The 11,614-nt window shown below is 70.1% G+C and carries 9 protein-coding genes; all 9 read left to right on the top strand.

Features of this window, described 5'->3' with window-relative positions:
* From SRAA_RS10060 to ftsA, 9 genes are read left to right on the top strand one after another with little or no spacing between them, the layout of a single operon-like run.
* A complete protein-coding gene (locus tag SRAA_RS10060; protein WP_045533701.1) occupies positions 1–1,566 on the top strand; it encodes a UDP-N-acetylmuramoyl-tripeptide--D-alanyl-D-alanine ligase in 1,566 nt (521 codons plus the stop codon).
* On the top strand, positions 1,556–2,734 hold the full coding sequence (gene mraY / locus SRAA_RS10055) for a phospho-N-acetylmuramoyl-pentapeptide-transferase (RefSeq protein ID WP_045532469.1): 1,179 nt from the start codon (positions 1,556–1,558) through the stop codon (positions 2,732–2,734). The genes SRAA_RS10060 and mraY overlap by 11 nt, the downstream gene beginning before the upstream one ends.
* Positions 2,731–4,638, top strand: coding sequence for a UDP-N-acetylmuramoyl-L-alanine--D-glutamate ligase (murD, locus tag SRAA_RS10050; RefSeq protein ID WP_082040019.1), 1,908 nt, complete (start codon positions 2,731–2,733; stop codon positions 4,636–4,638). Before mraY ends, murD begins: the two co-directional genes overlap by 4 nt.
* Complete coding sequence (ftsW, locus tag SRAA_RS10045) at positions 4,635–5,972, top strand: putative lipid II flippase FtsW (protein ID WP_082040018.1); 1,338 nt, start codon at positions 4,635–4,637, stop codon at positions 5,970–5,972. The genes murD and ftsW overlap by 4 nt, the downstream gene beginning before the upstream one ends.
* Positions 5,969–7,054 carry an undecaprenyldiphospho-muramoylpentapeptide beta-N-acetylglucosaminyltransferase gene (gene murG / locus SRAA_RS10040; protein ID WP_045532467.1) on the top strand — a complete coding sequence of 362 codons (1,086 nt, stop codon included), beginning with the start codon at positions 5,969–5,971 and terminating at the stop codon, positions 7,052–7,054. The genes ftsW and murG overlap by 4 nt, the downstream gene beginning before the upstream one ends.
* Positions 7,051–8,511, top strand: a complete 1,461-nt coding sequence (gene murC, locus SRAA_RS10035; protein ID WP_045532465.1) for a UDP-N-acetylmuramate--L-alanine ligase — start codon at positions 7,051–7,053, stop codon at positions 8,509–8,511. The genes murG and murC overlap by 4 nt, the downstream gene beginning before the upstream one ends.
* On the top strand, positions 8,508–9,536 hold the full coding sequence (locus tag SRAA_RS10030; RefSeq protein WP_045532463.1) for a D-alanine--D-alanine ligase: 1,029 nt from the start codon (positions 8,508–8,510) through the stop codon (positions 9,534–9,536). The genes murC and SRAA_RS10030 overlap by 4 nt, the downstream gene beginning before the upstream one ends.
* Before the next feature lie 4 nt (positions 9,537–9,540).
* Positions 9,541–10,371, top strand: a complete 831-nt coding sequence (locus SRAA_RS10025) for a cell division protein FtsQ/DivIB (protein WP_045532461.1) — start codon at positions 9,541–9,543, stop codon at positions 10,369–10,371.
* Positions 10,372–10,383: 12 nt separating this feature from the next.
* Positions 10,384–11,613: a cell division protein FtsA gene (gene ftsA / locus SRAA_RS10020; protein WP_045532459.1), complete on the top strand. Its 1,230-nt coding sequence runs from the start codon at positions 10,384–10,386 to the stop codon at positions 11,611–11,613.
* Position 11,614 lies beyond the last annotated feature (1 nt).

The raw sequence follows: 11,614 nt of genomic DNA, 5'->3' as shown, positions 1-11,614 counted from the left end.
ATGCAACTGCTGCCGCTGCTGGCGGGTGCGCGGCCCGTGGGCCACATCGGCGCGCCGGTGCTGCGCGTGCACACCGACACCCGCACCCTGCGCCCGGGCGATTTGTTTGTGGCGCTGCGCGGAGAGCGTTTCGACGGCAACGACTGGCTGGCCCAAGCGCGCGCCGCCGGGGCCGTCGGGGCGGTGGCCGAGCGCGGGCTGGCCGCGGCCGGGCTGGCCGGCGTCGAAGTGCCCGACGCCCGCGCCGCCTTGGGCGAGCTGGCGCAGCGCTGGCGTGCGCGCTTCGAACTGCCGCTGATCGCCGTCACCGGCAGCAACGGCAAGACCACGGTGACGCAGCTCATCGCCGCCATGCTGCGCGCCGCAGTGGGCGAGGCAGCGCTGGCCACCGAGGGCAATTTCAACAACGACATCGGCGTGCCCCTGACCCTGCTGCGCCTGCGCCAGACGCACCGGCTGGCGGTGCTGGAGCTGGGCATGAACCACCCCGGCGAGATCGCCGCCCTGGCCGCCCTAGCCCAGCCCACGGTGGCGCTGGTCAACAACGCCCAGCGCGAACACCAAGAATTCATGCCAAGCGTAGAAGCGGTGGCGCGCGAGAACGGCAGCGTGCTGGCGGCCCTGCCGCCCGACGGCGTGGCGGTATTCCCGGCCGACGACGCCTACAGCGCGTTGTGGCAACAGATCGCCGGTGCGCGCCAGGTGCTGCGCTTCGCCGTGGGCGCAGCTGTAACGCCCGAGGCGGCGTGGGCCGGGCAGGGCCGGGGTGAGGAATCGGAACGTGTGACTGACGAACCCCGGCCCTGCCCGGCCCGCGCCGCCGTCCCCGCCAACGCAAAAACCAGCACCCCACCTGCGGAGGTCCACGCCCAAGCGCACTGGACCAATGGCGCCTGGGCGCTGCATCTGCACACCCCGGCCGGGCCGCTGCAAGCGCGCCTGCGGCTGGCCGGAAGGCACAACCTGCACAACGCGCTGGCGGCCACGGCCTGCGCCATCGCCGCCGGGGTGCCGCTGGCGGCCATCCAGGCCGGGCTCGAAGGTTTCGAACCCGTGGCCGGGCGCTCGCGCACCCTCACCCTGCACCGGGGCGCGCAGGCCCAGACCCTGATCGACGACAGCTACAACGCCAACCCCGACTCGGTGCGCGCCGCCATCGACTGGTTGGCCGAACTGCCCGCGCCGCGCCTGCTGCTGCTGGGCGATATGGGCGAAGTCGGGGCGCAGGCGCTGGCCTTTCACGAGGAAGTGCTGCGCCACGCGCTGGCACGCGGCATCGAGCAGATTTTTGTGACGGGTGACTGGATGCAGCGCGCCGCCGCTGCCTTGCAAGCCCAAGCCAGTGCCCAAGCCAGTGCCCAAGCCAACGGCCGCCTGCACGCATGCCCCGATTTCGAGGCCCTGCAGCGCGCCGCCCTGCCCGCCGCCGCGCAAGCCGCCAGCGTGCTGGTCAAAGGCTCGCGCTTCATGCGCATGGAGCGGCTGGTGCAGGCGCTGCAAGCCGCCAGCTTGGCCCACGCACACATTCACACCCCCACCACGGAGGGCACGCCCCATGTTGCCTAGCTTGGCCTTGTGGTTGCAGGGCCTCAGCCCCGACCTCGATTTTTTGCGCGTGTTCCAGTTCCAGACCTTTCGCGCCGTCATGGCCGCCATCACCGCCATGCTGGTCGGGTTGGGCGTCGGGCCGCTGTTCATCCGCCGCCTGACCGAGCTCAAAATCGGCCAGCCCATCCGCGGCTATGGCATGCAAACCCACCTGAGCAAAAGCGGCACCCCGACCATGGGCGGCGTGCTCATCCTGTTTGCCATCACCGTCTCGACCCTGTTGTGGTTCGACCCGAGCAACCGCTTCGTCTGGATCGTGCTCTTGGTCACGCTCGGTTTTGGCGCCATCGGCTGGATCGACGACTGGCGCAAAGTCGTGCACAAAGACCCAGAGGGCATGCGCTCGCGCACCAAGTATTTCTGGCAGTCGGTGATCGGGCTGGTGGCGGCCTTCTACCTCGTGTTTGCCATCTCCGAGGGCAGCAACCAGCGCGTGTTCGAGCTGTTCGTGGGCTGGGTGGCATCGGGCTTCACCATCGATCTGCCGCACCAAGCCGGGCTGATGGTGCCCTTTTTCAAAGAAGTGAGCTACCCACTCGGGGTGGCCGGCTTCGTGCTACTGACCTACCTGGTGATCGTCGGGTCCAGCAACGCCGTCAACCTCACCGATGGGCTCGACGGGCTGGCCATCATGCCCGTGGTGATGGTCGGGGGCGTGCTGGGCATCTTCGCCTACGTCACCGGCAACGCCGTGTTTGCCGACTACCTGCTGCTGCCGCACATTCCGGGCACCGGCGAGGTGCTGATCTTCTGCGCCGCCATGGGCGGGGCCGGGCTGGCCTTCCTGTGGTTCAACGCCTACCCGGCGCAGGTGTTCATGGGCGACGTGGGCGCGCTGGCGCTCGGGGCGGCGCTGGGCACCATCGCCGTGATCGTGCGCCAAGAGATCGTGCTGGCCGTGATCGGCGGCGTGTTCGTGGCCTCGGCGTTGTCGGTGATGCTGCAAGTGAGCTGGTTCAAGTTCACCAAATGGCGCTACGGCCAAGGGCGGCGCCTGTTCAAGATGGCGCCGCTGCACCACCACTTCGAGAAATCGGGCTGGCGCGAAACCCAGGTGGTCACGCGCTTTTGGATCATCACCATGCTGCTGTGCCTGATCGGCCTCTCGACCCTGAAGCTGCGATGAACACCCGGCCGTTCCCCCCAGCCAGCGCCGTGCCCGACCCCAGCGCGGCCGCTGCCCTGCCCGGCGCCAGCCAGCCGGACTGGCTGCGCTTGGCGCTGGCTCCGGCGGCGCAGGCGCTGCATGGGCGGCCGGTGCTGGTGCTGGGCCTAGGCGCATCCGGGCTGGCGCTGGCGCGCTGGTGTGCGCTGGCCGGGGCGCAGGTCACGGTGGCCGACACCCGCGCCAGCGCGCCCCAAGCCGCCGTGCTGGCCGCCGAAGCGCCGCAGACCACCGTGCGCCTGCAAACGCGCTTCGACGCCGCCTTGTTCGCCGCCGCCCCGTGGGCGCTGGTGTGTCGCAGCCCCGGCATTTTGCCCAGCGACATGGCCGGGCTGGCCGCCGCCGCGCAGCAAGCCGGGGTGACGATCGTGGGCGAGCTGGGCTTGTTCGGTCAGGCGCTGGAGGCGTTGGGCGGGGCGCAGGACTTGGCTGGGTCTTTGGATGGGACGGCTGCGGCGACGGGGCCCGGGCTGGGCCGGGGTTCGTCAGTCACACGTTCCGATTCCTCACCCCGGCCCAGCCCGGGCCCCGCCACCACAGCCGCAGCCCCGTGCACGCATGAGTTGCTCGCCGATTCCGCGCACCGGCCCAGCGCAGCCCCCGCTGCGCACGCCAGCACCCCAGGCCGCAGCAGCGCCGCCAACGCCAACGCCCAAAGCAGCCCGACCCCCACATACCGCCCCCACGTGCTCGCCATCACCGGCACCAACGGCAAAACCACCACCACCGCGCTCACCGCACACCTGCTGCGCGCGGCCGGCTGGTCGGTGGCGGTGGCGGGCAACATCGGCCCGACCCTGCTCGACGAACTGCGCCAGCGCCTGCACAGCGGCGACTTGCCGCAAGCCTGGGTGCTCGAGCTCTCCAGCTTCCAGCTCGACGCGGTGCAGGGCTTCGAGGCCAGCGCCGCCACCGTGCTCAACCTGAGCGAAGACCACCTCGACTGGCACGGCAACATGGCCGCCTACGGGGCCGCCAAGGCGCGCATCTACGGCCAGCGCGCCCTGATGCTGCTTAACCGCGACGACCCCACCGTCATGGGCTGGTGCCCGCAAGCCCCGGCCTCTGTCACCACAGCAGGCGGCAAAGCGCGCCGCCACGCTGCCAAAGCCACTGCACCGAGTGCCCCGGCACGTCCCTACGTCACATTCGGCACCGATGCGCCCCAGCGCCCCGGCGACTGGGGCTTGCAGACCGTCAACGGCCTCACTTGGCTGGTGCGTGCCCAAGTCAGCGGCGAGCCCGCCCGCACACCAACAGCCAGCGCCCTGCGGCTGCAAGCCCTCATGCCCGCCGAGGCCTTGCGCATCCGGGGCCGCCACAACGCCAGCAACGCGCTGGCGGCGCTGGCGCTGGCGACCGCGGTCGGGGCTCCGCTGGCGGCGCTGCTGCACGGCTTGCGCGACTACCGCGGCGAGCCGCACCGGGTCGAGCCGGTCGGCATCGTGGCCGACATCGAATACATCGACGACAGCAAAGGCACCAACGTCGGTGCCACACTGGCAGCACTCAACGGGCTCGGGGTCGAGCGGCGGCTGGTGCTGATTTTGGGCGGCGACGGCAAAGGGCAAGACTTCAAACCGCTGGCCCCGGCCGTGGCGCGCTACGTGCGCGCGGTGGCGCTGATCGGGCGCGATGCCGCCGCCCTCGAGGCGGTGCTGGGTGCCAGCGGCGTGCCGCTGCAACGCTGCACCACCTTGCCCGAAGCCGTGCGCTGGTGCGCCGCCCAAGCGCGCCCCGGTGACGCGGTGCTGCTCTCGCCGGCTTGCGCCAGCCTCGATATGTTTCGCGACTACGCGCACCGCGCCGAGGTCTTCGTGGCCACAGTGCGCGCGCTGCAGCAGGAAGGGGGCACGCCCACATGAGCCGCCCCAATTCCGCTTCGGCTGCCTTGGCCAGCAACGCTGCGGTTGGTGCCACCGGTGCCGCCGGGGTGTGGGCGCGCCTGCTCAACGCCCCGACAAGCGCGCTGGGCTGGCTGCGCGGCGACCCTGCCCCCGGCGAGCTGCCGGTGCGCCTGGCCAGCGTTGATCACGCGCGCAGCCGCAGCGGCACCGCCGTGCGCGAACTCGGCTTCGACCAGGTGCTGCTGTGGGTCGTGGTGGCGCTGCTGTGCTGGAGTCTGGTGATGGTCTATTCGGCCTCCATCGCCATGCCCGACAACCCGCGCTTTCGCAACCTCGAGCACGAACACTTCCTGATCCGCCACGCCATCGCCCTGATGGTGGGCACGGTCGCGGCCTTGCTGGCCTTTCAGGTGCCGATGCAGCGCTGGCAGCAGTGGTCGCCGTGGGTGCTGGCCGGCACCGTGCTGCTGCTGATCGTGGTGCTGATTCCCTTCATCGGGCGCGAAGTCAACGGCGCACGGCGCTGGATTCCGCTCGGGCTGATGAACTTTCAGCCCTCCGAGCTGGCCAAGCTGGCGATTGCCATGTACGCCGCCGGTTACATGGTGCGGCGCATGGAACTCAAAGAGCGCTTCTGGCGCGCCGTGCTGCCCATGGGGGTGCCGCTGGGTCTGATCGGCTTTTTGCTGCTGATGCAGCCCGATATGGGCGCCTTCATCGTCATCGCCGTCATCGCCATGGGCATCTTGTTCCTAGGCGGCGTCAGTGCGCGCATGTTTTTTCTGGCGGCCGGGCTGCTGGGGGCGGTGTTTGCGCTGCTGATCATGAGCTCGCCGTGGCGGCGCGAGCGCGTCTTTGCCTACCTCGACCCGTTTAGCGCCGAACACGCGCTGGGCAAGGGCTACCAGTTGACGCACTCGCTGATCGCCTTCGGGCGCGGCGAGTGGTTCGGCGTCGGGCTCGGCGCCAGCATCGAAAAACTGCACTGGCTGCCGGAAGCGCACACCGACTTTTTGCTGGCTGTGATCGGCGAAGAACTGGGCCTGGTCGGGGTGCTGCTGCTCATCGCCGTGTTCTGGTGGCTGGTGCGGCGCATGATGCAGATCGGGCGCCAGTCGATCGCGCTGGAGCAGGTTTTTTCGGGCCTGCTGGTGCAAGGCATCGCGCTGTGGATCGGCTTTCAGGCCTTCATCAACATCGGCGTCAACCTCGGTGCGCTGCCCACCAAGGGCCTGACGCTGCCCTTCATGAGCTTTGGCGGCTCCGCCATTCTGATGAACCTGGTCGCCGTCGCCATCGTGCTGCGCGCGGATCACGAGAACCGGAAATTGATGCACGGAGGCCGGGTATGAGCACCAGCCCCAGCCCGGTGGCCCTGATCATGGCCGGTGGCACCGGCGGCCACATCTTTCCCGGCTTGGCCGTGGCCGAGGCGCTGCGCGAAAGCGGCTGGCGCGTGCACTGGCTCGGCGCGCCCGAGAGCATGGAGGCGCGGCTGGTGCCCGAGCGCGGCTTTGCCTTCGAGCCGGTGAACTTCGGCGGCGTGCGCGGCAAGGGCCTGCTGCGGCTGGCGCTGTTGCCGCTGCGGCTGCAACTGGCGTTTGTGCAGAGCTTTCGCGTGCTGCGCCGCCTGCGCCCCGACGTGGTGCTGGGCCTGGGCGGCTACATCAGCTTCCCCGGCGGCATGATGAGCGTGCTGGCCGGCTCCCCCTTGCTGCTGCACGAGCAAAACGCCATCGCCGGGCTGGCCAACAAGGTGTTGGCGCAGGTGGCCGACCGCGTCTTCACCGCCTACCCCCAGGCCTTGCCCAAGGGCGAATGGGTCGGCAACCCGCTGCGCGCCGCCTTCACGCAGCAGCCGCCGCCGGCGCAGCGCTTTGCCGGGCGCAGCGGGCCGCTCAAGCTGCTGGTGGTGGGGGGCAGCTTGGGGGCGCAGGCCCTCAACCACACCGTGCCGCAGGCGCTGGCCCTGATCGACCCGGCGCAGCGCCCGCTGGTGCGGCACCAAAGCGGCGCCAAGCAGATCGAGGCCCTGCGCGCCGCCTACGCCGCCGTCGGGGTGCAGGCCGAACTCACGCCCTTCATCGACGACACCGCCGCCGCCTACGCCGAGGCCGACTTGGTGCTGGCGCGCGCCGGGGCCAGCACCGTGACCGAGCTGGCGGCGGTGGGGGCGGCCGCCATCTTGGTGCCCTTCCCGCACGCCGTCGATGACCACCAGACCCACAACGCGCGCTTCCTGGTCGAGGCCGGGGCCGCTTGGCTGCTGCCACAGCCGCAGCTCAACGCCGCCGACCTCGCGCAGCAACTGCGCAGCCTTACCCGCGCCGAGCTGCTGCAGCGCGCCGAACGCGCCCACGCGCAGGCGCGCACCGGGGCCGTGTCGGCGCTGCTGCAAGCCTGCGAACAACTGATCGCCCACAAAAAACCATGAAACACGCGATTCGACACATCCACTTCGTCGGCATCGGCGGCTCGGGCATGAGCGGCATCGCCGAGGTGCTGCTCAACCAAGGCTACACCGTCAGCGGCTCCGACCTGAGCGCCAGCGCCGCCACCGAGCGCCTGCAACGCCTGGGCGCGTGCGTGCACATCGGGCACGCCGCCAGCCAGATCGTGGGGGCCGACTGCATCGTCACCTCCACCGCCGTCAAACCCGACAACCCGGAAGTGGTGGCCGCGCACCAGCGGCTGCTGCCGGTGGTGCCGCGCGCGCTCATGCTGGCCGAGCTGATGCGCATGCAAAAAGGCATCGCCATCGCCGGCACGCACGGCAAAACCACCACCACCAGCTTGGTCGCCAGCGTGCTCGCCGCTGCCGGGCTGGACCCGACCTTCGTCATCGGCGGGCGCCTCAACAGCGCCGGGGCCAACGCGCGCCTGGGTGCGGGCGAATACATCGTGGTCGAAGCCGACGAGTCCGACGCCTCCTTCCTGAATCTGCTGCCGGTGCTGGCGGTCGTCACCAACATCGACGCCGACCACATGGACACCTACGGGCACGACTTCGGCCGCCTCAAGCAGGCCTTCGTCGAGTTCCTGCACCGCATGCCTTTTTACGGTGCCGCCGTGGTCTGCATCGACGACCCGCACCTGCGCGGCCTGCTGGGCGACATCCAGCGCCCCATCACCAGCTACGGCCTGAGCCCGGACGCGCAAGTTCGCGCGCTCGATCTGCGCGCCGTCGGGGCGCAGATGCACTTTCGGGTGCAGCGGCGCAACGGGGTCGAGCTGCCCGACCTCGACGTGGTGCTCAACCTGCCGGGGCAGCACAATGTGCTCAATGCGCTGGCGGCGATCGCGCTGGCGGCCGAGCTCAGCCTGCCCGATGCCGCGCTGCTGCAGGCGCTGGCGCAGTTCAAGGGCGTGGGGCGGCGCTTCCAGCGCCACGGCGAGGCGCCGCTGCCCGGCGGCGGCAGCGCCACCCTGATCGACGACTACGGACACCACCCAGTGGAAATGGCGGCCACGCTGGCGGCGGCGCGCGGGGCCTTTCCCGGTCGGCGGCTGGTGCTGGCCTTTCAGCCGCACCGCTACAGCCGCACGCGCGACTGCTTCGAGGATTTCGTGCGCGTGATGGGCGCGGCCGACGCCGTGCTGCTGACCGAGGTCTATGCCGCCGGCGAAGCCCCGATCGTGGCCGCCGATGGCCGGGCGCTGGCGCGGGCGCTGCGCGTGGCGGGCAAGCTCGAACCGCTGTTCGTGCCCGAAGTGGGCGCGCTGGCGCAAGCGATTCTGGACTGCGCCCAGGCCGATGACGTGCTGCTGTGCATGGGCGCGGGCTCGATCGGCAGCGTGGCGGCGCAGGTGCGCGAGCTGGCCGATGCGGCACCACCCATTGCCACGCAACCCAGCTCCGCGCAAGCCAAACCCGAACAGGAGCCCGCATGAGCCAAAACGCAAGCCAAAACGCTAGCCCGAACGCCAGCCAGATCGATCCGCGCGCACTGGGCAAGGTGGCGGTGTTGCTGGGCGGCTTTTCGGCCGAGCGCGAAGTCTCGCTCATGTCCGGGCAGGGCGTGCTGGCGGCCTTGCAGCGCAGCGGCGTCGATGCGCACGCCTTCGACCCGGCCGAGCGCGAGCTCTGGCAGCTCAAGGCCCAGGGCTTCGAGCGTGCCTTCATCACCCTGCACGGCCGCTTTGGCGAAGACGGCACGGTGCAGGGCGCGCTGGAGCTGATGGGCATCGCCTACACCGGGCCCGGCGTGCTGTCCTCCAGCCTGAGCATGGACAAAATCATGAGCAAGCGCATTTGGCGCGCCGAGGGGCTGCCCACGCCCGACTGGCGCCAGGTGCGCAGCGGCGCCGAAACCGAGGCCGCGCTGGCCGCCTTGGGCGCGCCCATGATCGTCAAACCGGCGCGCGAGGGCTCGACCATCGGCCTGAGCAAGATCAGCCACGCCAGCGAGTGCGCCGCCGCCTACGCGCTGGCGGCCCAGTGCGACCCCGAGGTGCTGTGCGAGCAATGCATCGTGGGCGACGAGGTCACGGTGGCGCTGCTCGGCCAAGGCGAGGCGGCGCAGGCGCTGCCCCTGATCCGCATCCAGGTGCCCGGCGGCAACTACGACTACGAGCACAAATACTTCAGCGACGAAACCCAGTACCTCATCCCCAGTGGCCTGCCGGCGGCCGAGGAGGCCGCCATCCAGCGCCTGGCGCTGCAGGCCTACCAGAGCCTGGACTGCCGCGGCTGGTCGCGGGTGGATGTGATGATAGACGCCGCCACGCGCCGCCCTTATCTGCTGGAGCTCAACTCCTCGCCCGGCATGACCGGGCACTCGCTGGTGCCGATGGCGGCGCGCGCCGTGGGCCTGAGCTACGAGGCCTTGTGCCTGCAGGTGCTGGCCAGCGCGGGCCTGGACAACCCCTTGCCCGCCGCGCTGACCGGCACCGGCACCGCGGGGCAACCCCAGTAACGCCATGAACGCCACCCAAGCCCTGCCGCTCGACGTGCGCCTGATGGACGGCGCCGCCGCCGCCCTGTACGCGCTCGCCGCCGTGCTGGCCTTGGCGGCGCTGGGTGGCTGGGTGGTGCGGCAACCGGTCTGGAGTTTGAGCGCGATTGAGGTGTACGGCGACGTGCAGAATCAGCGCGCGGCCGCGCTGCAGGCGCATGTGGCGGGTCGGCTGCAGGGCAATCTGTGGACGCTCGACTTGCTTCAGGTGCAGCAGTTGGTGCAAGGCGCGCCGTGGGTGCGCAGCGCCGTGGTGCAGCGCCAATTCCCGAACCGGCTGCGCATCACCATCGAAGAACACCAGCCGCTGGCGTGGTGGGGCCAGGCCGGGGGCACGCAGTTGCTGAATCAGTACGGTGAGGTGTTCGAGGCCGAGCCGGCGCTGGGGCAGGGGCTCAACTGGAGCGTGTTGGCCGGCCCCAGCGAGCGGGCCACACAGGTGCTCGAACTCTACCGCAGCGTGCGGCCCGTGTTTGAGCGAAACGGCTGGGGCATCGAGCAACTGTCGCTCGACGAGCGCGGCAGTTGGCGCATCGTGCTCGACGACGGCGCGCGCATCGAGATCGGGCGCGGCAGCCCCTTGGAGCTGCAGCAGCGGGTGGAACGGTTCACCCAAACCGTGCCGGCCCTGCTGCAGCACTACGGCGGGCGGCCCCTTGAAACCGTCGATCTGCGCCACCCCGACGGCTACGCCCTGCGCATCCAGGGCGTGAGCACACTGGCCGAATTGCAATTGCCGCCCCCGCAGCCCGGGCCCAGCAGACCTGCGCAAGCGCCCGCCGCTCCGACCCCTTAATCAAATACCGCCATGCCCAAAGAAAGCAAAGACATCGTCGTCGGACTCGATATCGGCACCGCCAAGATCATGGTGGTGGTGGCCGAGGTGCTGCCCGATGGGTCGCTCAAGCTGGCCGGCTTGGGCGTGGCTCCGAGCAACGGCCTCAAGCGCGGCGTGGTGGTCAACATCGACGCCACCGTGCAGAGCATCCAGCAGGCGCTCAAAGAGGCCGAGTTGATGGCCGACTGCCGCATCGCGCGCGTCTACACCGGCATCACCGGCAGCCACATCCGGGGCTTCAACTCCAGCGGCATGGTGGCGATCCGCGATCGCGAAGTCACCCCCGCCGACGTGGCGCGCGTGCTCGATACCGCCAAGGCCATCCACATCTCGACCGACCAGCGCCTGTTGCTGGTGGAGCCGCAGGAGTTCGTGATCGACGGGCAAGAGGTCAAGGAGCCGATCGGTATGAGCGGCATCCGGCTCGAGTCGCGCGTGCACATCGTCACCGGGGCGCAGAGCGCGGCCGAGAACATCCTCAAGTGCGTGCGCCGCTGCGGGCTGGAGGTGGAGCAGCTGCTGCTCAACCCGCTCGCTTCCAGCCTCTCGGTGCTGACCGACGACGAAAAAGAGCTGGGCGTGGCGCTGCTCGACATCGGTGCCGGCACCACCGACGTGGCGATCTTTGCCGGCGGCGCGATCCGCCACACGGCGGTGATCCCGATCGCCGGCGACCTCATCACCAACGACATCGCCATGGCCTTGCGCACCCCGACCAAGGACGCCGAGGACATCAAGGTCGAGAGCGGTTGCGCCAAGCAGTTGCTGGCCGACCCCGAGCAACAAGTCGAGGTGCCGGGGCTGGGCGACCGCGGCCCGCGCCTGCTCAGCCGCCAGGCGCTGGCCGGCGTGATCGAGCCGCGGGTGGAGGAAATCTTTGCGCTGGCGCTGCAAGTCATCCGCGAATCGGGGCACGAAGAGCTGCTCTCGAGCGGCATCGTGCTTGTCGGTGGCAGCGCCGCCATGCCGGGCATGGTCGAGCTGGGCGAAGACATCTTCCTCAAGCCGGTGCGCCGAGGCGTGCCCGGCTACCGTGGGGCCCTGAGCGACATGGTGGCGCAACCGCGCGCCGCCACCGTCATGGGCTTGCTGGAGGAGGCGCGGCTGGCGCGGCTGCGCGGGCACAAGGTGGCACAGAAAAGCGGCTCCGTGGGCAGCGCCGTGGGTCGCATCAAAGACTGGTTCGTCGGCAATTTCTGAT

The sequence above is a fragment of the Serpentinimonas raichei genome (assembly GCF_000828895.1).
GTDB classification, from domain to species: Bacteria; Pseudomonadota; Gammaproteobacteria; order Burkholderiales; family Burkholderiaceae_C; genus Serpentinimonas; species Serpentinimonas raichei.
Note: the sequence above shows the minus strand (reverse complement) of the source record. Positions and strands in the feature narration are given on the sequence as shown.